A 22,513-nucleotide genomic window follows, 5' to 3' on the forward strand; every position below is an offset into this window, starting at 1 on the left:
CATGACGACCTCCCCCAGCTCCGCCCTGCCCGCCGTGCGCGTGGTGACCATCGTGTTCAATCCGGGACCGGAACTGGACGCCTTCGTGGACAGCCTGGCGTCCGCGACCACCGCCCCGGTGGAGCTGGTGATCGTGGACAACGGCGCCGATCCGGAGCTGACCGACCGGGTCGCTGCGCGCAGCGGTGCCCGGGTGGTGCGCACCGGGGAGAACCTCGGCTACGGCGGCGGCGCGAACGCCGGTGCCGCCGGGGCGACCCAGGACTGGATCGTGGTGGCGAACCCGGACGTCATCTGGCAGCCGGGTTCGCTGGACGTGCTGCTGCGGGCAGCCGGCCGCATCCCCTCCGCCGGGTCGCTCGGCCCCGCGCTGCTGAACGAGGACGGCACCGTCTATCCCTCGGCGCGCGAGCTGCCCTCGCTGACCCAGGGCGCCGGACACGCCGTGCTGGGCAAGGTCTGGCCGGGCAACCCGTGGACCCGGGCGTACCACCGGCGCCAGGAGTCGGTCGGCACCGAGCGCCCCGCCGGCTGGCTGTCGGGTGCCTGCCTGCTGCTGCGCCGCGACGCCTTCGAGGCCCTGGGCGGATTCGACACCAGCTACTTCATGTTCTTCGAGGACGTGGACCTGGGCGAGCGGCTCGGCCGCGCGGGCTGGGCCAACGTCTACGTCCCGGATGCCGCCGTCGTGCACGTCGGTGGCGTGTCCTGGAAGGCGCGCCCGGCCCGGATGATCGCCGCGCACCACGCCAGTGCCCGGCAGTACCTGCACCGCCGCTACCACCGGTGGTGGCAGTGGCCGGTGCGGGTGGCCGTCAGCCTCGGGCTGGGTCTGCGCGAGCGGGTGGAGCTGCGGGCAGCCCGTTAGCCACCCCGCGTCGCCCGATCCCCCGACCAGCTGCGACGGCTACCCGATCAACCGAGGCCGGCGCGGTCGGCGGGCCGCACGCGCACGGTGGACGCTCCGCCCGGATCCGACACCGGGGACACGACCGCGATCAGGTCACCGTCGTCCACCGTGGTCCAGGTGAACAGCGACCAGGCGATCCGCACCCCCTCCGGCGCGACGACCTCCACCGCGGTGGTGTCGGCGTCCAGGTCAGCCAGGTCCACCCGATCGGTGCTGCCGACGCCGACGCTGACCTGGTGCTCGCCCAGCAGCCCGCGCGCCCCGTAGGTCCGCACCGTCACCTCGACGGTGGGGCCGGTGGCCGTCTCGTCGTCGGTCGGCAGCTGTCCCTGGGTGGGGGTCGGCGACGGTGTGTCCGCGGGTGTGCTGACCGCGGCGTCGTCGGCGGCCAGCACCGACAGCATCAGGCGCGCGTCGGCCCCGGCGGGCCGGGCCGCCACACCGCCGCCGGTGCCGGTGGAAGCGGCCCAGGTGCGGTCCATCCGGGGCACCGAGTCCTGCTCGCCGGCCTTGCCCTCCCGGGCCAGCGACGCCCCGGCGACCACCGGGTGATCGGCCTGGACGACGGCGGTGTACGGCCCGGCGGGCAGGCCGCCCAGGGACAGGTCGGTGACGATCCCGGGGTCGAGGGTCAGGTCCTGCGCACCAGCGAGCGGCACCTCCCCGTCCGGTCCGACCAGGGTGACCGAGACGGTCGCGGCGGTGTCCCCCGGCGCGACCAGGCGCAGCTGCGCGGCATCCGGGTCGTCGACCGCGGTCTGCTGCAGCATCAGACCGGGCACGATCTGCTCGTCGGCGGGGGCCGTGCCCGCGGTGACCAGGTCGGTGCCGCGCGGGGTCAGTCCGTCCAGCAGCGAGTCCTGGAGGTAGGCGGAGACCTGTCCACCCGATGCCTGGGCGTGCACGACGATCCGGCGCTGTTCGGCCGCGACGCCGGGCAGGACGACCGTCCGACTGGACTGCGGGGCGACCAGCACGTCGGCGCTGGTCGACAGGTCCACCGCTCCCGCCGGGCCCCACATGGTCAGCGACACCTGCGCGGTGGTGACCCCGGGGTTCACCAGCACCAGGTCGGCGGTGCTCTCCAGCTCGGTGCTGCCACCGACCAGCCACACGTCGGAGGCCGCGGTGGTGCAACTGCCCGCTGCCAGGCCGCGCAGGTCGCCATCGGTGGTGACCGCGCTGGTGGTGCCGACGATCCGTGCCGCCTGACCGTCCTGGGCGGGCGCGCTGAGCACCGCCGGGGCGGACAGGTCGCGCAAGGTGGCCGAACCACCGGAGAGCGCCGAGGCGGCACCACCCAGCGGGGTCAGGGTCGCCGCGCTGCCACCGGAGAGGTCCACCGCGCTGATCCGCTGCACGGGGTCGACCGGCACCCGGCTGAACGCCGAGCCCCCGGCGTCCGACTCCTCCGGCAGGGTGAGCGGCCCCGGGCAGACCAGGGACGTCGTGCCGGCCGGGACGTCCACCTCGGTAGCACCGGTGGCGGCGACATCGGCACGCGGCAGCGCGATCCCCAGGGCGGCGGCGCCACCGGCCAGGGCGAGCACCGCCAGTCCGCTGATCCAGCGGGCGGCACGGCCGCGGGTGTCGGATCCGGTCATCTCATCTCCTCCCGGCACGACGACGGCGCACCGGCACGGCGAGCAGCAGGGCGAGCGCACCCACCAGGCCCTGGGCGAGCAGCCACGGGGTCCGGTCGGCGGGTTGGTACCGCACGACCAGGTCGCCACCGGTGGCACCGACCTCGAAGGTCTGACGCCAGCCCTGGGTGACGCTGCGCAACGGCTCCCCGTCCAGGGTCGCGCGCCATCCGGAGTCGGCCCGTTCGGCCAGGACCAGCAACCGCCCCTCGGCCCCGGCGGCGATGGTGGTGTCGACGGTCAGATCCGCCGCCGGGACCGCGACCGCGTCGGCGCTGCTCAGCCCGGTCGCGGTGGCGGCACCGGAGGCGTCCGGCACCAGCCGGGCCCAGGCGGTGACCACCGGGGCCACCTGGCCGTCCACGGTGCTGGGCTGGACCCGCCAGATCACTCCGGCCGGGACCTCGGTGATGCGTTCCAGACCGGGGGTGGCGTCCAGCCGGCCGACCAGAGCGGTCCGCTGCTGTCCCAGGGCGGTGGTGTCGTCCTCGTCGATGGTCGGCACCAGGACGTCGGCCACCGCCAGCGCCGCCAGCTCGGCCGACACGTCCTCCCCCAAACTGACCGACAGCCGGGCCACCAGATCGACCAGTTCCGCGCTCGCGGGATCGGTGGCGGTGCTGTGCGGCCGGGCCAGGGCACCGGTCAGCGTCCGGGTGCGGACCACCGCCGACTCCTCGACCAGCCGCGGACCGTCCCCGCGCAGCAGCTGCCATCCGGTCACGCCGCCGTCCTGCGGGGTCAGCGCCAGGACGCGCGGCGCGTCCGGCCCCTGTTGGGTCTGACGCCCGATCGCGGGGACCACGGAGTCGTCGACGGTGCGCAGCGTCGGGGTCTGACGGCTCTGCCAGGCCCAGCTCGTGGCCCCGGCGATCGGCAGCAGGACGGCCAGCAGCGTGACCAGCCCGGCGGTGACCTGACGCCACCCGAAGTTCACCTCGGCCAGTGCCGTCTGTACGCCACGGCTGCCGAGCACCGCGGCGGCCAGCAGACCGGCGTAGGCGAAGGACAGCCCCGATCCGGCCCAGCCGACGACCGCTGCCCCTGCCTCCTGACCGACGACGACCCGCTGGGCCAGCACCGCGGCGGCCAGCCCGAGGGCGGCCATCAGCCAGCCGAGCCGCACCCCGCGCGCCACGTCGCGGCCACGGCCGAGGGCGATCAGCGCCGGCACCAGCACCGCCGCACCGGCGAGGGCCGGCCACCAGGCGGCCAGCTCCGAGCCGAGCAGGTCGGCGAGCCAGCCGGGAAGCAGGGCGGAGGAGTCCGCGGGTACGCCGAGCACCTGCTGCAGCGCCTGCGCCGGAGCGGATGCCTGCGGCACCCCCGGGTCTGCCACCAGCAGGCGCCATCCGTCCGCACCGCGGGACACGGCCTCGGCCAGGGTGGGGCCCAGCAGCACCAGCGCGGGCAGCCCGGCGACCAGGAGCCGACGGCGGCGGCCCCGGGGGGCGCAGCAGGCGGCGGCGATCAGCAGCACCAGGCCCGGGACGAGCAGCACGGGTGCCCCGGCGGCGATCAGCGCCAGCGCCAGGGATGCCCCGGCCGCGGCGGCGATCGACCCGGTCGGCGTCGGGTCGTCCGGCGCGAGGGCGTCCCCGGTGGTGTCCGGGTCGCCGGGGTGGTCCAGGTCGGGCAACGAGATGGAGGTGGTCACCGGCGCGGGGTCGGCGGCCGGCACGGTGGCGACGCCCCGGACCGGGGTGGCGGTGTCCGCCTCGTCGACAGCCGAGCGCGGGACGGTCGGGGCGTCGGCGTCGTGATCGACGGATGCGTCATCGGGATCGACGGACTCGGTCTCGACCGCGGTCTCGGTCTCGGTCTCGGTCTCGGTCTCGGTCGCCACAGCTGTCCCGCGGCGTCGGCGCCGACGACCGCCGCGTCGCATCTCCCGGAAGCCGGCGCGCGCCCATGCCTCGGGGTCACCCCATTCCTCCGGCGACAGTTCGGCACGGCCGACCACCGGCTCCCGCGAGGCGGTCTCCAGCCCGGAACGCACCCGGTCCACCTGCTGCGCGCCGACGGCGCGGGCCAGCCCGAGCAGGAACCAGGGCAGCGCCAGATGCACCAGCACCGCGCCGATCCGCCCGTCCCCGGTGGCGAGCAGCAGACTCGGCAACACGGCCCAGGTCACCGCCGCCCACAGTCGCACCGCCACCGAGCGGGTCGCGGCACCGGCGGCGAACCAGGCGCCGAGCCCGGCCAGCAGCACCGATCCGAGCAGCAGGACGCTCAGGGCCAGATCCACGCTGCCACCGGCCAGCAGGGTGAACGGCAGCAGAGCGGTCAGCAGGGCGTCGGCCGGGCCACGGGCACCGAGCTCGCCCGGCACCCAGCCGGAGCTGATCGTCTGCCACAGGTCACCCAGCCCGCTGCCGGAGGGCATCAGGTCACCGGCGTCGAGCCCGGCCCCACCGAGTGCCGCCACCAGCGGCCGGCCCAGCGCCGCCGCCGTGACCACCAGCAGCACCACCGCCAGCACCCCGAGGGTGACCCGGCGGCGACGGGCCAGGGCTGCCAGCTCGCGCAGTTCCAGTTCGGAGGGCGCCCGACGCACCCGGCGAGCCTCGGCGCGGGTCAGTCGCCGGTCGCGCCACTGCCGCCAGATGGTGCGCGGGTCGGCCTGCAACGGACGCAGAGCACGGCGAGGCAGCCGTCGGGTGCGGGCGGCGCGACGCCGTGCGCGCAGTACGGCGCCCGGCCGGCCGAGCGCCCCCGCCGTGGCGGCGAGCTCGGCCCAGGCGAGTCCGGGTTCCTTGCTCGCGATCCGGATCAGCACCCGGAGCAGGGCGGTCAGGCAGGCGATCAGCGCCACGAAGGGGACGGCGATCGCCGGGACGGCGACCAGCCGCTGGTGCAGCAGGGCGACCCGGCGGGCCCGGTAGGAGCGGCGGGGGTCGGCACCGTCCGGCTCGCCGTCGGCGTCGAGGTCGACGAATGCCTCCGGCCCGGTGTCGGGGCCGCGCAGTCCGTGCAGCGATGCCTGGGCGTGGCGCACGACCGCGGTCGGCACCACCACCACCCGGTGACCGGCCAGGCGTGCGCGCCGACACAGGTCGAGCCCGTCGCCGAAGGGTCCGAGCACCGGGTCGGGTCCGCCGAGCTCGATCCACAGGTCCCGGCGCACCAGCATCCCCGCGGTGCCGACCGCCAGCACGTCGTCACGACCGTCGTGCTGGCCCTGATCGACCTCACCGGGTTCGACGTCGCGCGCGCGGTGACCGGCGCGGGAGGTGCGCAGCCCGACCTCCAACAGCCGCACGGGGCGGGTCCAGGTGCGCTGTTTGGTGCCAGCGATCGCCACCGAGGGTGCCGCCTCCACGGCTCGCACCAGCTCGGCCAGCGCCGCGGGGTCCGGGGCACTGTCGTCGTGCAGCAGCCACAGCCAGCCGTCGGTGGCGGATCCGGCGGCGGTGGTCACCGCGGCGCCCAGGGTGGACGCCCGCGGGTCGTGCAGCAGGGTGCCGGCCACTCCGGCGGCGTCCATCGTCTCGGCCACCCGCGGATCGAGGCCCGGGCCGACGTCGACCAGGACGACCCGGTCCGGCGCCCGGTCCTGGGTCGCCAGCGCCCGGAGGGTCGCCGGGAGGAACGGGCTGCGGCCACGGGTGACGACGACCGCCGTCACCACGGAGGTGACGGTCGGTGCCGAGGCGGTGGAGGGGGTCTGTTCGGGCATCCTCACGCCATCATGCGGCCCGGCGGCCGCGATCCGTCAGACCACACGCCGCTTGAGCTTGCGGCGCTCTCGCTCGGACAGCCCGCCCCAGATGCCGAAGCGCTCGTCGTTCTCCAGCGCGTACTCCAGGCACTCGGACTTGACCTCGCAGCTCTGGCAGACCTTCTTGGCCTCGCGGGTGGAGCCGCCCTTCTCCGGGAAGAACGCCTCGGGGTCGGTCTGGGCGCACAGCGCGCGTTCCTGCCAGCCCATCAGCCCGTCGTCCTCGGGGCTGCCGAAGAGCGGCAGCACCGCCGCTCCCTGGGTCGCCGGGGCGGTGAGCGCGTCGGACGGGAAGCCCCCGTCGTCGTCGAGCAGATTCCACATGTGTGCCTCCGCGCTCGATCGTGGTGAAGTGCTGTCGGTGGTGCCCCTGCCACCGATCCGCACCACGGTCGCTGCGGGCAGCGTGGCGGTGTGTCGGTGTTCTCTGGGAGAAATTACACGAGTGTCGTTCCCATCCGTCAAGCCGGGGCGTGCTATTGGCGGCTCATCTGCCGGAATGTCCGCTTCCCCGACCGGGCACCTTCACCGGCCCTTCACCACCGCGTGATCATGGGCAACGCACAGCTCGTCCTAGGCTGACCGGATGACCGAGTCGTCAGCGCCCACGATCGCCGCCCTGCTCACCGGCCTGATCCGCGACCCCGGGCGACCCCGGCTCACCTGGTACGGCCCCGAGGGTGAACGCATCGAGCTGTCCGGCGCGGTGCTGGACAACTGGGTGGCCAAGACCACCAATCTGCTGGTCGAGGAGTTCGACGCCGGGCCGGGCACCCGACTGCGGCTCGACCTGCCGGTGCACTGGCGCACGCTGGTCTGGGCGCTCGCCGCCTGGCGGGCCGGCGCGACGGTGCTGCCGACCGACGCCGGGGCGGACATCGTGGTCACCGACCACCCCGACCGGCATCCGGGCGTCGACCAGCTCGTCGCGGTGGCACTGCCCGGCCTCAGCCTCCGGTGGACGGGTCCGGCGCTGCCCCCGGGGGCGGTGGACGCCGCCCAAGCGGTGATGACCTACGGCGACGTGATCGGCTGGGCGCCGCCGGTGGACAGCACCGCGGAGGCACTGCCCGGTGTGCGCTTCGACCAGCTGATCGCGCCGGAGGACACCGCCGGTGCCCGCACCCTGCTGACCGGCGATCAGGAGGTGACCGAGCTGCTGTTGACCGCGCTGCGGGTCTGGGCGTCCGGCGGCTCGGTGGTCCTGGCACCCGGCGCCGACGCCGAGCGCGCCGACCGGATCGGCGAGACCGAACGCGTCACCATCCGCGGCTGAGACGCACCCGGGTCAGAACGGGGTGACGGTGCCGTCCGGGCGCAGCGTCCCGAGCCAGACCTGCGACCGGACCGAGTCCACGGTGTCCGGCACCCCGCTGAGCGAACGGCCGAGCGTGGTCGAGGTCGTGGCACCCACCGGGTGGATCGGCTCGCTGGTCCAGGTGTAGACCGCCGGGTCGAAGCTGGCCACCGCCACCCGGCCGCCGCCCCAGGCAGCGAGCACCGCGGCGAGCTGACCACGGTCGGGGGCGCCGACGAACTCGACCACCTCCACGTCGCACAGCACCCGGAGGGTCGCCAGGTAGCGGAACGGGCTGGAGTGGGTCCACACCACCCGGTCGACCCCGTGGGCCGACAGCTGCGCGCAGACGGCGTGCGCCTGGGTCGAGCGGCCGGAGAGCTCGGAGACGTACGCCCCCGGCCGCCAGGTGCTGACCGGCACGGCGACCAGCGCCAGGGCGAGCCCGGCCGCGAGCGCCCGCCGGATCGGCCGCGCCACCCGCCCGGGGGTGCGCACCAGCAGGTCCAGCGCCGCCGTCGCGCCGAGCAGCAGCCCGGGGAAGGTCGCGGGGAGCAGCCGCCGCGCCGCCCACACCTGGTCCGGGGTGATGCTGACCCGCACCAGCGGGAAGACCGCCGCCACCCCGATGACCGCGACCACCACTAGCAACCCGGGATCGCGGTCGACGACCGCCCGGCGCAGCAGCAGGGCCAACCCCAGGAAGCCCAGGACCACCGCCGCGATCCCGAGGTACCAGACCACCCAGGTGACCGTCTGCTCGTCGTAGGAGCGCGCCGGGTCCAGCGGCTGGCCGTCGGCCGCCTGCAGGATCTGCACCGCGATCCCGAAGCCCGAATCCGCGTCGGTCCACCGGCCCTGCCACCACAGGGGCCGACTGGCCAGCACCACGGCGAGCAGCAGGACGACGGCCGCGGCCACCCCGCCGAGCGTCCGGCGCCGGATCAGCACCCACCGCCGCACCGACCCGAGCCGGGCGGCGGGTACCGCGAGCACCAGGACGCCCACGACGACCACGACGGCGGTGGCGGTCAGCAGGGAGCTCACCTGGTCCTGGTGCATCCGCAGGTACTCCGGGCTCAGCCGCAGCACGTCCACCAGCCCCAGAGCCGTCATCGCGGTGGCGGCGAGGACGGCGAGCACCGCCCGGCCGCGCGCCGCACCACCGGCCGCGACCCCGGCCACCGCCACCCCGCCGACCAACCCGACCACCGCCACCGCGCCGTCGATCCGTGCGGTGGCGATCCCGCCGATCAGCAGCCCGGTGAGCACCGCCGGTCGCCACCCCTGGTCCCGCCACCCGGCCAGGGCCACGGTCAGGCCCCCGGCCAGGAAGGCCACGGTCAACGGTTCGGTGTAGGCCGCGCGGGTGCTGACCAGGAAGGGCAGGCAACATGCGAGGGCGGCCGTGGGCACCAGGGCGACCACCGGCCCGGCCAGCCGACGGGCGGTGCCGAAGACCGCGAGCAGCGCGACCACGCCGATCAGCAGCCCGCCCAGCCGCACGCCGGACTCCCCCGCGACCCAGCCCGGCATCGCCAGCAGGGCGGGCAGCATCTTGTTGCCCTGGGCGTGGAGCGCGCCGTCCTGCAGGAAGAACGCCTCGGTGCCGGCCCCGGCGCCGGACACCGCCGCGGTGGCAGCGGCCCCCACCGGGATCGGTGCGGCCGGGTGGTCCACCAGCCACAGGGCCTGCAACGTGAGGAAGCCGGGGTCGCGGTTGACCACCACGTACTCGGCGAGGTGCCGTGCGCTCCACCCGACCCAGGCGACACAGCCGAGCAGCACGGCGACCGTGGACCACAGGCCCGCGCGGGTCACCGGCGGCGCGGTCGGCGACCACCGCCACAGCCCGGCGCCGAGCATCCCGGCCAGCGGCAGCACCGTCCACGGGGTGAACACCCCGGCCAGCACGGTGAGCAGTCCGGCCAGGCCGAGCGCGAGCAGCAGCACCGGCGCGCGGTCCGGCACCGCGACCAGGACCCGCGCCACCCGGCCGCCCGGTGTGGTCATCGGATCAGGGGACGTCGGCCTGCACCAGGGTGCCGGCCCCGCGCAGGGTGAGCGCGCCGTCCACCGCCGGGACGAAGGCCGCCTGGCCACGGGTCAGCTCCAGCTCGCCGTCGTCCGCCGTCGCGGCGGTGACGGTGCCGTCCAGGCAGAGCAGGATCCGCGGACCGCGGCCGGGCAGTGGGTGACTGGCTCCGTCGACCACCTCGGTGACCGACAGCTCGAAGTCGTCCACCGGCGCGTAGAACACCTTGGTCGCACCGTGGAAGCGCTCGGGCGCGATCCGGATCGGCGGGGCGGCCACGTAGTCGACGTTGCGGAGCAGTTCCTCCACGTCGACGTGCTTGGGGGTCAGCCCGGCACGCAGCACGTTGTCGCTGCTCGCCATGATCTCCACCCCGGTCCCCGCCAGGTAGGCGTGCACCCCGCCGGCCGGGACGAACAGCGCCTCCCCGGGATGCAGGGTGACCGGGTTGAGCAGCAGCGAGGTGACCACTCCGGGGTCGCCGGGGTAGGCCTCCTGCAACCGGACCACGGTGCGGTCCGCGCGCGGCGACGGCGACCCGTTCGCCAGCCGGGCGGCGCAGGCGGCGGCGAACTCCCCGACGTCACCGGCCGAGGGACGCGAGTCCGGGCGCAGCAACCAGGTGAAGGCGGTCTCGATCCCGCCCACCGACGGCTGCGCGCGCAGGATCCCGCGCAGCTGCTCGGCGATCCGGGTCTCCAGACCGTCCAGCAGCTCGCTCAGTCGCCGGGGTGCGCGGAACCCGCACATCGCCTCGAACCGGGTGAGCGCGTAGAGCAGTTCGGGCTTGTGGTTCCGGTCGCGGAAGCTGCGCTCGGGCGCGTCCAGCGGGATCCCCACGGCGTCCTCACGCACGTAGCCGCCGACGGCGCGCTCCTTCTGCGGATGCACCTGCAAGGACAGCGGGGACTGCGCGGCGATCACCTTGAGCAGGTAGGGCAGCGTCGGCCCGAACCGGCCGGTGACGTCGTCACCGAGCGTGCTGACCGGGTCGTCGGCGAGCGCCCCGGTCAGCGTCCGACCGCCCTCGGGCAGCTGCAGCACGGAGGGCGCGTTCGGGTGGGCACCGAACCAGGCCTCGGCCATCGGCCCGCCGGTGGCGTCCACCCCGAGCCGCTCGGGCAGCTCGGTGGTGGACCCCCAGGCGTAGGTCTGGATCGTCGGAGTGAGACGGTGCACGGGAACCTCGCTCGCGGATCAATGCAGGCGCAGGACCGCGGTCTCCCGCGGGTAGGGCAGCGAGGGCACCCAGCCGTGGATCCGCTGCACGTCCAACCCGCTGCTGTCCATCCCGCTGCGGTACCGCGGGCGCTGCGTGTCGTCGAACAGGATGATCCCGCCGGGGGCAAGGCGGCGGGCGGCTGCCTGCATGCAGGCGACCCGCGCGCGGCCGTCCACCACGATCAGGTCGAAGTCGCCCTCCACCCGGTCGATCGCGTTCACGTAGTCGGCGTAGTCGTTGCCGTCCTCGCCGCGACGGCCCGAGGGCACCAGCGGTTCGTGCGAGCGGGTGGCAGGCACCTCGATCAGCTCGACCTTGTCGGCCAGCCCCGTGTCGGCCAGGACCCGGCGCATCACCTCGGCCCAGCCGCCGTGGTGTTCGACGCTGTGCACCTCACCGGCGCGGCGACCCAGCCACACCGAGCTGGCCCCCGACCCGTACTCGAACACCCGGGCCCGGCCGTCCAGGGCCGCGAGGTGCCGCTCCACCACGTCGATCGCCCCGTAGGTCCACCACGGCTGGTCCAGGGACACCAGGTCCTCGACGTCGTGGATCGCGAACAGCGTCCGCAGATGACCTGCGACGCTGGACGGGTTCGCCCGGTACGCCTTGTCCAGCTTGTCGAGCACCCCGGTCCGCTGGGCGGCGCTGCGCAGCCCGCGCGAGGTCTTGACGTACGCCGAACGCGCCGTCTCTCCGATTCCCGCCACTGATCTGTCCCTCCACACGCCATCGGCAACTTCGACAGCCTAGGGGATGCCCCTATCCTCGTCGGATGCGTTCCAGGCGTGGTGTGGTCGGTGCTGCCTTCTTCGTGGTCGCACTGGCCCTGCTGGTCTGGGCGGTGGCGAGCCGCTGGGACGAGCTCGCCCAGGCCTGGACCCGCCTGGACCTGGTGACGGTGCTGCTGTCGCTGCTGCTGGCCTGCGCCGGTCTGGTCGCGCAGATGCTGTCCTGGCGCTCCCTGCTGGCCGGGACCGGTGGTGCCCCCGACCTGCGCGCCTCCGCCCGGATCTACTACCACGGGCAGCTCGGCAAGTACGTGCCCGGCAGTGTCTGGGCCGTGGTCGCCCAGGCCGAGCTCGGCAAGGCGCACAAGCTGTCCCGGGCGCGCAGCGCCGTGGTCGCCCTCGGTGCGCTGGCGGTGCTCCTGGTGGTCGGCGGTGCGGTGGCGGTGATCGGCCTGGCCGCCGGGTCCCCGCAGTCCCTGTCCACCTACTGGTGGGCGGTGCTGGTGGTGCCGCTGGGTGCGATCGGCCTGGCACCGCCGGTGTTCAACTGGGTGGTCGGCAAGGCACTGGTCGTCCTGCGCCGGGGCGACCAGAGCGTGCGGGTGGACGGCCGCGGGCTCGCCGGGTCGGCGCTGTGGGCCCTGGTGATGTGGGTGCTGTTCGGCCTGCACGCCTTCGTCCTGCTGCACGCCCTGCACCCGGACGACCCGGGCCGTGGCCTGCTGCTCTCCCTCGGGGCGTTCGCCCTGGCCTGGGTGGTCGGCTTCCTGGTGATCATCGCGCCGGCCGGGACCGGACCCCGGGAGGCGGCGCTGGTGCTGGCGCTGGCACCCATGGTGACCAGCTCGGACGCCCTGCTGATCGCCCTGGTCAGCCGGGTGCTGATGGTGGTCGCCGACGCCGGTGCCGCCGGGGTCGCCGCGCTGCTCCGCCGCCGGACGCCGAGCCGGCCCGGCTAACATCGACGCGGTCGCCCCTGCGGCCTCCCCTGATCTCTCCCGTGGAGGAGCCCGGCATGCCGCGCCCGGACCCGACCGTCGACGAGCCGACCCGAGCCGCCTCGGGCCCGACCCGAGTGACGCACGCGGTCCTGCGTCGAGCCCCCGCGATCCTGGCCTGGGCGGCCGTGGTCGCCTACGCCCTGCTGAGCATCGGCGGGCCACTGCTGGGCCACGGGGTCTTCCTGGGCACCGACGTGCTGTACCGCTACGCCCCGTGGTTGGACGGCGGTGTGCCCTCCGGCACCCCGGACAACAACTGGATCGGCGACACGATCGACTTCTACGCGCCGCAGACCATGGTGCTGGCCGACTCGGTGCGCTCGGGCGACATCGCCTGGTGGAACCCGTACATCATCGGCGGCACCCCCTTGGGCGCCCTGCCGGACACCGGGCTGTTCTCCCCGATCACCTGGGTGTGGCTGTTCCTGCCCGCGTCCTACGCCGCCGGGGCGATGAAGCTGGTCGAGATGGCGGTCGCCGTGGTCGGCATGGCGCTGTTCGTCCGGCGACTGGGGATGTCGTCGGCGGCGCAGGCGGTGGCCGGTCTGGTCTACATCTCCGGTGGCTTCATGGTCGCCTGGACCAATTGGCCGCACACCCGGGTCGCCGCGCTGGTGCCGCTGCTGTTCTGGGCCACCGATCGGGTGCTCACCGGCCGCCGGTTCCGGGACGCGGTGCCGGTGGCGCTGATCGTGACCGCGATGTTGCTGACCGGATTCCCCGCGGTGATCGGCTACGCGCTCTACGGCCTGATCCCCTACGCCGTGCTGCGGATGCTGGTGCTGCGCGCCGACCTGCGGGCCTGGCTGCGGGCGGTGGCGATCGGCGCGATCGGCGCCGGGCTCGGGGCGCTGCTGTCGGCCTGGCAGCTGGTGCCCTGGGCGCTGCACGCCACCACCACCATCGACTTCGGGGAACGCGCGCAGGATCCCTCCCGGCACCTGGACTGGACCGCCGCCGCCTCGGCGGTGGCACCGGGGCTGATCGGTGACGTCGGTGACGGCGCGCAGTCGTTCTGGATCTCCGGCGCGAATCCGGTGGAGTCGTTCGCCTACGTCGGGGTGGCGGCACTGATCCTGGTGGCGGCGGCGATCGCGCTGCGCGGCCGGGACCGACTGGATCGCGCGATCGGCTGGTTCGCCCTGGCCGGGGCGGCCCTGTGCACGGTGCTGATCTTCCAGGGCGGATGGCTGCTCGGCCTGTTCCAGGAACTGCCGATCTTCAGCAACAACTCGGTCACCCGGCTGCGGTTCCTGCTCGGCTTCTTCCTGGCGCTGGCGGCGGCGGCCGGACTGGATCGGGTGCTGCGCCGCGCCGACCGGCGCCCGATGCCGGCCGACGAGCGTCCGCGCCGGGTGCCGCCGGTGGTCGCCACGGTGGCGCGCGGTGCGCTGGCGGTCGCCCTGTGCGTGGCTCTGGTCCTGGTCGTCCTGGACGCTTACCGGATCATCCCGGAGGAGGTGACCGCGCAGCAGGGCGCCGTGCTGCGCCACCTGGCGCTGGCGGCGCTGGTGGTCGCGGCGGTGCTGGTGCTCGCGGTGCTGGTGCGCCGGCGGTGGGTGACCATCGGCGCGGTCGCCGCGGTCGCCGTGCTGCTGCTCGCCCAGGGCGTCACCGTCACCCGGTCCTGGTGGCCGGTCTCGGACTCGTTCTACGCCGCCACGCCCACCCACGACTACCTGGCCGAGAACCTCGGCCACGAGCGCTACCTCGGCGTCGACTGGACGATGCTCACCGGCACGAACAACGCCTACCAGCTGCGATCGGTGACCGGCCACGGCTTCCACACCCCGGAGTGGAAGGAACTGCTGCGCAGCATCGACGAGGACGCGATGCTCACCCGCACCTACTCGCAGCTGCCCTGGGAGGCGGCCGGGTCGCCGGTGCTGGACCGGATGGGTGTGCGCTACGTGGTGCAGTCACCGGATGCCGTCCCGCCCGGCGAGCCGGAGTCGGTCGGGGTCCCCGCCACCCTGGACCCGCAGTCGGGGCCGGTCACCAGCACCGCGGTCACCGGGCCGATCCGCGCCGTGCAGGTCGTGCTGACCGAGCAGGTCGACGGCGAGGACGCCAGGATCGTGGTCCGGGTCGTCGACCAGGACGGTGCCACGGTCGCCGAGTCCGGCCGGGTGGCCCCCGAGGCGGGTGTCCCGGTCTGGGTGGCGGTGCCCGCCGAGGACATCGGAGCCACCGAGTCGGTCCGCGTGCGGCTCGACGTCGAGGGCGCCGACGGGTTCACCGTGCCGGTCGACCCGGCGGGCGACTGGGCCACCGCGGTGCTCCGCCCCGCCGACGACGACCTGACGGTGGTGCACGGCGGTGACGCGGTGATCTACCAGCGGGAGAACGCGGCGCCGCGGATCCGCTGGGCCGACGACAACCGGGTGATCGAGGACGAGGCCGAGCGGGTGGCGGCCATCGGCTCCGGGGACATCCCCACCAGCACCGTGATCCTGGAGGACGCCGCCGACGAGCAGGCGCTGACCGGCGACTCGACGGCAGACCTGACGGTCCTGTCGGACGGCGACACGATCCGGACCCGGGTGGAGGCCGACGGCGACGGCTGGCTGGTGCTCGCCGAGTCGGTGCGCGGCGGCTCGGGCTGGTCGGCCACCCTGGACGGCGAGCCGGTGCCGCTGGTCGACGCGGATGAGGCGATGGGGGCGGTGTACGTGCCGGACGGCAGCCACGAGGTGGCCATCAGCTACCACCCGCCGGGGCTGCGCGCCGGGATGGTCGGATCGGCCACCGCCGCGGTCGCGTTGCTCGGGCTCGCGGTGGTGCCGGTGGTGTGGGACCGGCGTCGTCGCCGGGAGGTCGCGGCGTGAGAGAACGCCTGCTGCACTGGCGGCCGTCGCGCAGGACGATCGCGATCACCGTGATCTGCGCACTGGGGATCGCGCTGCGCGCCCTGATCCCGCCGCTGCTGCGCTGGACCAACCGCCACGACGACCTCGCCCAGGTCACCATCGCCGATGCGCTGCTGCGCGGCGAGTGGCTCGGCGCCTGGGGTGACCAGGGGGTGCCGCACATCACCCTGGCGAAGGGCCCTGGGTACCCGCTGTTCCTCGCGGCGCTGGAGCCCACCGGCCTGCCGCCCCAGCTGGCCGCGTACCTGATCTACCTCGCCGGCGTGCTGGTGCTCACCCGGGCGACCACTCGGCGGCTCGGCGGTCGGTGGCAGGTGCTCGCGGTGGGTGTCCTGGCCTTCAACCCGGTCGCCTTCACCACCGGCATGTCCATCGTCTACCGGGACGCCCTGGTGATCGCGCTGGCACCGCTGGCCCTGGGGCTCGCGGTCGACCTGGCGCACCGGGTCACCCGCGCCGGTCGCTGGGGCGCCCGCGGCTGGGTGGCCGTGGTGGCCGAGGCGGCGCTCCTGGCGGCGGTGCTCGGCTGGCTGAGCATCACCCGGGGTGACGTGCTCTGGATCGTGCTGGGCAGCGTCGGCGGTCTGGTGGTGGGGCTCCTCCCCCACCTGCGCGCCCTCGGTCGGCGCGGCTGGCTCACCGTGTCCGGCGGCGCCGTGCTGGTGGCGCTGATCGCGGCCGCCTTCCCGGCCACCGTCGCCGAGCTGAACCAGCGGCACTACGGCGTGCACCTGGTCGACGACTACGGCGACGGCACGTTCGCGGAGGCGATCACGCTCTGGTCCTCGGTGCTGGTCGACGAGCCGGAGACCTACCAGAACGTCTCCCGGGCCCAACGCGAGGCCGTCTACGCGATCAGCCCCACCGCCACCCGCCTGGAGGCGGCCCTGGAGGCCGACGGCACCACCTGGGTGCAGCGGAACTGCACGTGGCACGAGGACGTCGACCTGCCGTGCGCCGACTACGGGTCCTACTTCACCTGGGCCGCCCGCGACGCGGCGGTGGCCACCGGGATGGCGTCGACCGCCGCCGACTTCCAGGCGTTCTTCGGCCGGATCGCCGACGACATCCGGACCGCCTGCGACACCGGCGAGCTGACCTGCGGCCGCCCCGGCCTGTCGCCCGACGTCCCCCCGCTGGACCGGATGCCGGTCCGGTTGGCGATCGCCAACGTGGCGGGCTTCGCCGTCGGATCCTTCAGCTACGACGGGACACGGGCGCAGATCCAGCGCGTCCCACCCCGGGGCGCGGACGTGGACACCTGGGCTGCGGTGGTGAACGGCACGGACGGCGTCCTCGACACCGCCGCCTCCGGCCTGGCGCCGGACGCGGTGGGCCAGCGCGCGATCGGCGACGGACTCAGCCGGCTGTACGGCCTGGCGATGACGATCGCGTTGGTCCCGGCGCTGGCGAGCCTGGTGCTGCGCCGCACCTGGACCACCACCACCGGGCGCACCGCGCTGGTCGTGATCGCGGCCTGGCTGGTGAACCTCGGCATCGTCGCCGTGTTCTACGCCGGAACCAACCGCAGCCCCGGTGCCAAGATGCCGCTGTACACCATGGCCAGCCAGTCCTACCTGCTGCTCGGCCTGGTGCTGGCGTCCGCCGTGACGCTCACCGTCTTCCGCGAGCGACTCGCGGCCTGGGCCGGCAGAGGGCCCACGATCCAGCAGGGGGATACGGCATGATGTTCCGGATGCAACGCACGACGAGTGACCCGATCCGCACGGTGTCCGTGATCGGCGGCCGAGGCTTCCTCGGCGGCCGGATCGCCGACCGGTTGCAGGAGACCGGGCACCGGGTGCACATCCTCGACCGCGACCGGCCGGCCTTCGACGCCGCCGGGCTGGTGCCCGAGGTCGCCGGCTCCGACTGGGTGGTCTGGGCGGCGTCCTCGATCAACCCGATGATCGCCGACAACGACCCGGACCGGGTGGTGCTGGACGCGGAGGCGTTCGAGCAGCTGCTGCGCGGGTTGGACGACCTCGGGCCCACGGCTCCGCGCGTCCTGCTGCTCAGCTCCGGCGGCACCGTCTACGACGAGACGGTCGACCCGCCCTACGCCGAGGACTCGCCGGTCGGCCCCCGGTCCGCCTACGGCCGGGCCAAGCTGGCACTGGAGCAGCGGGTGTTCCGGGAGGCGAACCACCCGGTGGTGCTGCGGGTGTCGAACGCCTACGGGCCGGGGCAGCGGGTCGCGCCCGGGCAGGGCGTCGTGGCGCACTGGCTGTACGCCGCCGCCGCGGGCCAGCCGCTGCACCTGTTCGGTGACCCCACGGTGGCCCGTGACTACGTGCACGTGGCCGACATCGCCGAGGTGGCCCGCCTGGTGATCGAGACCGGCACCACCGAGCCGGTGCTCAACGTCGGTGGCGGCTGCGCGACCAGCCTGGAGGAGCTGCTGGCGGCGATCGCCGCGGCCACCGACCTCCCGCTGGCCGTGGAGCGGCACCCGGCCCGCGCCTTCGACGCGCGTTCCACCTGGCTCGACTGCCGCCGCACCCAGGACGTGCTGGGCTGGCGCACCACCTTCTCCCTGACCGACGGCATCGCCGACACCTGGCGCTGGTTGCGTTCCACCGCCGAGCTGGTCTGACCCCTGACCCTCCGACAGGAGCCACACATGACACTCGACCTCGACGCACACGGCTACCGACGCCAGGGTTCCTCCCGCCTGTGGGTGCGGTCCGAGGCGGCGGATGCCGCCTTCGGGTACAACGACGGCGACGACTTCGAGAACTGGGTCGCCTCCGCCGTGCACAACGCCACGGACGTGAGCAGCCTGAGCCGTGAGGTCGAGGGCAGCATCCGGGACTGGCCCTCGCGCTACCACCTCAGCCACCGCCGGGCGAACCTGATCCGGCCGCTGCTGGACACCCTGACCGGGCCGGTGCTGGAGATCGGCGCCGGGATGGGCGCCGTCACCCGTGGGCTCGGCGAGGCGGGGCTGGAGGTCGTCGCCGTCGAGGGTTCGCCGCGACGCGCCTCGGTGTGCGCCGAGCGGGTGCGCGACCTGGACAACGTGCAGGTGGTCGCCGACACCGTGCAGGGCTTCGGTGTCCCGCGGCGGTTCCCCACCATCGTGATGGTCGGCGTCCTGGAGTACTCCCGGGTGTTCGGCTTCGAGTCCGACGGCCGCGACCCGGTCGACGTGATGCTGGACCACCTGGTCTCGCTGCTGGAACCGGGCGGCACCCTGGTGCTCGCGATCGAGAACCAGCTCGGACTGAAGTACTTCGCCGGGTTCCCGGAGGACCACGTCGGGCGCCGGATGTTCGGCATCGAGGACCACTACACCGAGGACGGTGTGGTGACTTTCGGCCGCGAGGAGCTGGGTCGGCACCTGACCAAGGCCGGTCTGACCCACCACGACTGGTACTACCCGTTCCCGGACTACAAGCTGCCGACCACCGTGCTCTCCGAGGCGGCACTGGACCCGGCGCACGGCTTCGACCCGACCCCGCTGGTCACCGACACCGCGCACGCCGACTTCCAGGAGCCGGCCACCATCGCGATCGACCCCGAGCTGGCGTGGGGCCCGGTGATCCGCAACGGGCTGCTGCGCGACCTGTCGAATTCCTTCCTGGTGCGTGCCTCCGCCGCCGACCTGCGCCCCGCCGAGGGCCTGGCCTGGTACTACGGGTCCGCGTCCCGGCGGCCCGAGTTCGCCAAGGCCACGCACTTCACCGCCGGTCCGGACGGGGTCGTGGTGCACCGCCAGGCGGCCCGCCCCACGCTGCCGCACACGGTGGGCGACATCGCGATGACCCTGGAGGAGGAGGTCTACACCCCCGGTGTCACGGCCGCCGACCGGCTGATCGGGATCCTGCGCCGGGACGCCTGGCGGGTGGAACACGTCACCGAGTGGTTCGGCACCTGGCTGGGCGCCCTCCGCGCCGAGGCGGAGCTGCCCGCGGACGCGACCGGCGACTCCCTGGTGCCCGGACGCCTGCTGGACGCCCTGCCCCGCAACCTGATGCACTCCGCCGACGGTGACCGCTTCTTCGACCTGGAGTGGAGCTCCTCCGAGGACCTGACGCTGTCCTACCTGGTGTTCCGGGCGCTCTACGACTCGCTGGCGTCGCAGAAGAACGTCGCCGCCCCCGCCACCGGCACCTCACTGGTGGTGCGGGACCTGATCGCCGCGGTGGCCGCCGCGCACGGCATCCGGCTGACCGAGGCCGTGCTCGCCGCGCACTGGGCGCGGGAGTGCGACTTCCAGTCCACCGTGCTGGGCGCACCGGTGACCGCGGACGCGCACGAGGTGCTCGGCATCCGGCTCACCGTCCGGGTGGACCTGGACGCCGTGATCGCCGACCACGAGCGGTTGCCGGTGGTCACCGCCCAGATCAACGCGGAGCGGGCTGCCGAGCGGACGGCCTGGCAGGAGAGCGCCGCCGCCCTGGAGGAGGACCGGCTCGCCGCCCACGCCGAGACCGAGAAGGTGCGCGCCGAGTTGGCGGCCGCCCTCGGTTCCATCGACGGGCTCCACCGCGAGCTGGCGGCCCAGCAGGAGACGCTCTCCTGGCAGGTCACCGCCCCGCTGCGCTCCGGCCGCACCCTGGCCGGGCGGGTGAAGCGGCGGGTCGAGCGGCAGTTCGCCAAGCCGACCCCGCCGCCCGCTCCCCCGGCGCCGGAGCCCGAGCCCGTGGTCACCGACCCCAGCCTGAACCTGGCGTACTACCGCGAGCGGTACCCGGACATCGCCGCCCTGAGCGACGCCGATCTCACCTCGCACTGGCAGAAGTTCGGTCGGGACGAGGGCCGCCACGGGCAGCCGCTGCTGGAGAACGCGCACTTCGTCGACAACGGCATCGAGCCGAGTCGGCAGACCGTGATGCTGGTGCTGCACGAGGCCACCCGGACCGGCGCCCCGGTGCTGGGCTGGAACCTGCTGCGGCACCTGAGCCCGACCTACAACGTGGTCGTGGTGCTGCTCAAGGGCGGCGAACTCGCCCCGGTGCTGGAGTCCGAGGCCGCCGCCATGGTGGTCTTCGACGGCGCCGACCGCTGGGAGTTCGACGACTCGATGATGGTGGCCGCCGACCTGGTGGCCCGGTACCGCCCGCTGTACGCGATCGCCAACTCCGGTGCCACCTACCCGATCGCACCGGCGCTGGAGCGCTCCGGCGTCCCGGTGGTGAGCCTGGTGCACGAGTTCGCGTCCAGCATCCGTCCGGCCGGGGTGATGGCCGACACCTTCCACACGGTGTCCGAGGTGGTCTTCTCCGCCCCGATGGTCTCCGAGTCGATGCGTCGGGAGTACGCCGACCTCACCGGCCGCGGCGTCCGCGTGATCCCGCAGGGCCCGTCCGAGCTGCCGGCGGGCGCCCCCGTGCCCCCGCCCGCCCGACCGACCCGACGGGGCACCGACGGCGCCCTGGTGGACCTGCCGGAGCAGAACGCGGCGGACCTGATCGCCGACCTGGGGCCGGACACCGTGCTGGTGCTCGGCGCCGGGACGATCGCACCGCGCAAGGGTGTGGAGTTCTTCCTGCAGGCGGCCGACCAGGCGCGTCGCAGCCACCCGGACGCCCAGGTGGTCTTCGCCTGGGTCGGTGAGCGGGTGCCCGCGCTGCAGTGGTACATCGAGGAGCTGCACGAGCAGGTGCTGCGGACCGGCACCGAGGACCGGGTCGCCTTCCTGGCACCGGTGGCCGACCTCGGCCCGCTGTTCGAGCGCGCGGACCTGTTCCTGCTGTCGTCCCGGCTCGACCCGCTGCCGAACGTGACCATCGACGCTGCCCTCGCCGGGGTTCCGGTGGTGGCCTTCGACGGGGCGAGCGGATTCGCCGAGTGGCTCGCCACCGACGACACGCTGCGCACCCTGGTGGTGCCGCACCTGGACGCCACCGCCGCCGGCGACCTGATCGGCCGGCTGGCCGAGGACAGCGCGCTGCGTCACCGGCTCGGTGACACCATCCGGGCCGCCGCGGGGATCGCCTTCGACCTGGCCGACTACGTCCGGCGCATCGACGAGCTGGGCCATGCCGCCCGCGCCCGCCGGGAGCAGGAGGAGTCCGACGTGACGACGATCCTCGCCGACGGTGACTTCGACCCGGAGCTCTACACCTACGCCGGTCACGAGGACGACTCGCCGGAGGAGCTGGTCCGGGACTACGTGCACCGCTCGGCGCTGGCCGCCCCCCGTGCCCGGGCCCGCGCCGGCATCCTGGTGCGTCGTCCGGCCGCCGGGTTCCACCCCCTGGCGTTCGCCGAGCGGGCGCCGGACTACGACGACACCCGTGACGGCGACCCGTACGCCGTCTGGCTGCGCCGCGGCCGGCCCGCCGGTCCGTGGCACCGCGAGGTGATCCGCCCCGGCGATGCCACCGCCACCGATCCCACGGGCGGGCCGAGCATCCTGGTGCACGGTCACTTCCACTACCCCGAGCTGCTGGACGACCTGCTGCCCCGCCTGGCCGACAACACCCGGCCGTACCACCTGGCGATCACCACCGGCAGCGACGAGGCCAAGGCACAGGCGGAGGCCCTGATCACCGCCGCCGGGGTGGAGTCCTGGGAGGTGCTGGTCACCCAGAACCGGGGGCGCGACCTGGCGCCGCTGCTGACCGGTCTGGGCACCCGGGTGCTGGACTACGACCTGGTGCTGCACGTGCACGGGAAGAAGAGCCCGCACACCGAGGTCGGGATCGGCGACCGCTGGCGCGAGTTCCTGTACGCGAACCTGGTCGGTGGCCGGGCGGCGATGCTGGACGAGATCCACGCCGCCTTCGCCGCCGATCCCGAGCTGGGTCTGGTGTCGCCGGAGGACCCGCACCTGAACGACTGGGACCTGAACCGGGAGTTCGGCGAGCAGCTCGCCGCACGCTTCGGGGTGGACGGCCCGTTGCCGACCCACTTCGACTTCCCGCTCGGCACCATGTTCTGGGCCCGCACCGAGGCGCTGCGCCCGATGCTGGAGGCGGGGCTGGTCTGGGAGGAGTACCCGGCCGAGCCGCTGCCGATCGACGGCACCGCGCTGCACGCCCTGGAGCGGTTGATCCCGTTCGTGGTGGAGAGCCGCGGCTTCCGCTACGCCAAGACCCAGGTGCCCGGCGTCCAGCGCTGAGGCTCCACCAC

13 protein-coding genes are annotated in these 22,513 nt (G+C 74.3%); 7 read left to right on the forward strand and 6 right to left on the reverse strand.

Translation table 11 applies throughout. The features are described from left to right. Position 1: 1 nt before the first annotated feature. The gene (locus HGK68_RS11705) at positions 2-868 is read left to right on the forward strand and encodes a glycosyltransferase family 2 protein (RefSeq protein WP_169166119.1); all 867 of its coding nucleotides are present in this window, start codon (positions 2-4) and stop codon (positions 866-868) included. Between the two features lie 47 nt (positions 869-915). On the opposite strand, the gene HGK68_RS11710 is transcribed toward HGK68_RS11705, so the two are convergent. From HGK68_RS11710 to HGK68_RS11720, 3 genes are read right to left on the reverse strand one after another with little or no spacing between them, the layout of a single operon-like run. Next, positions 916-2,514 carry a DUF5719 family protein gene (locus tag HGK68_RS11710; protein WP_169166120.1) on the reverse strand — a complete coding sequence of 533 codons (1,599 nt, stop codon included), beginning with the start codon at positions 2,512-2,514 and terminating at the stop codon, positions 916-918. 1 nt (position 2,515) lies between these two features. Next, positions 2,516-6,232, reverse strand: a complete 3,717-nt coding sequence (locus tag HGK68_RS11715) for a glycosyltransferase family 2 protein (RefSeq protein WP_169166121.1) — start codon at positions 6,230-6,232, stop codon at positions 2,516-2,518. Positions 6,233-6,268: 36 nt separating this feature from the next. After that, the gene (locus HGK68_RS11720) at positions 6,269-6,598 is read right to left on the reverse strand and encodes a WhiB family transcriptional regulator (RefSeq protein WP_281358348.1); all 330 of its coding nucleotides are present in this window, start codon (positions 6,596-6,598) and stop codon (positions 6,269-6,271) included. A 262-nt stretch (positions 6,599-6,860) separates the two neighbouring features. Between HGK68_RS11720 and HGK68_RS11725 the strand changes: the two genes are divergently transcribed. Further along, the gene (locus HGK68_RS11725; RefSeq protein ID WP_169166122.1) at positions 6,861-7,550 is read left to right on the forward strand and encodes a TIGR03089 family protein; all 690 of its coding nucleotides are present in this window, start codon (positions 6,861-6,863) and stop codon (positions 7,548-7,550) included. 12 nt (positions 7,551-7,562) lie between these two features. On the opposite strand, the gene HGK68_RS11730 is transcribed toward HGK68_RS11725, so the two are convergent. From HGK68_RS11730 to HGK68_RS11740, 3 genes are read right to left on the reverse strand one after another with little or no spacing between them, the layout of a single operon-like run. Then, the gene (locus tag HGK68_RS11730; protein WP_169166123.1) at positions 7,563-9,584 is read right to left on the reverse strand and encodes an ArnT family glycosyltransferase; all 2,022 of its coding nucleotides are present in this window, start codon (positions 9,582-9,584) and stop codon (positions 7,563-7,565) included. 4 nt (positions 9,585-9,588) lie between these two features. Next, complete coding sequence (manA, locus tag HGK68_RS11735) at positions 9,589-10,785, reverse strand: mannose-6-phosphate isomerase, class I (RefSeq protein WP_169166124.1); 1,197 nt, start codon at positions 10,783-10,785, stop codon at positions 9,589-9,591. An 18-nt stretch (positions 10,786-10,803) separates the two neighbouring features. Beyond that, the gene (locus HGK68_RS11740) at positions 10,804-11,538 is read right to left on the reverse strand and encodes an O-methyltransferase (RefSeq protein WP_169166125.1); all 735 of its coding nucleotides are present in this window, start codon (positions 11,536-11,538) and stop codon (positions 10,804-10,806) included. A gap of 65 nt (positions 11,539-11,603) precedes the next feature. On the opposite strand from HGK68_RS11740, the gene HGK68_RS11745 reads away from it, so the two are divergent. The 5 genes from HGK68_RS11745 to HGK68_RS11765 are packed head-to-tail and all read left to right on the forward strand — an operon-like array spanning position 11,604 to position 22,502. Then, positions 11,604-12,518, forward strand: coding sequence for a lysylphosphatidylglycerol synthase domain-containing protein (locus tag HGK68_RS11745; protein ID WP_169166126.1), 915 nt, complete (start codon positions 11,604-11,606; stop codon positions 12,516-12,518). A gap of 56 nt (positions 12,519-12,574) precedes the next feature. Continuing rightward, complete coding sequence (locus HGK68_RS11750) at positions 12,575-15,388, forward strand: DUF6044 family protein (protein WP_169166127.1); 2,814 nt, start codon at positions 12,575-12,577, stop codon at positions 15,386-15,388. Next, positions 15,385-17,118: a hypothetical protein gene (locus HGK68_RS11755; protein WP_169166128.1), complete on the forward strand. Its 1,734-nt coding sequence runs from the start codon at positions 15,385-15,387 to the stop codon at positions 17,116-17,118. Before HGK68_RS11750 ends, HGK68_RS11755 begins: the two co-directional genes overlap by 4 nt. A gap of 8 nt (positions 17,119-17,126) precedes the next feature. Further along, positions 17,127-18,026 (forward strand): NAD-dependent epimerase/dehydratase family protein, encoded by a 900-nt coding sequence (locus tag HGK68_RS11760; protein ID WP_169166129.1) that lies wholly within the window; start codon positions 17,127-17,129, stop codon positions 18,024-18,026. A 27-nt stretch (positions 18,027-18,053) separates the two neighbouring features. Continuing rightward, positions 18,054-22,502, forward strand: a complete 4,449-nt coding sequence (locus HGK68_RS11765) for a rhamnan synthesis F family protein (RefSeq protein ID WP_169166130.1) — start codon at positions 18,054-18,056, stop codon at positions 22,500-22,502. The last annotated feature ends 11 nt before the right edge of the window (positions 22,503-22,513 follow it).

It is taken from the genome of Cellulomonas taurus, from assembly GCF_012931845.1.
GTDB classification, from domain to species: Bacteria; Actinomycetota; Actinomycetes; order Actinomycetales; family Cellulomonadaceae; genus Cellulomonas; species Cellulomonas taurus.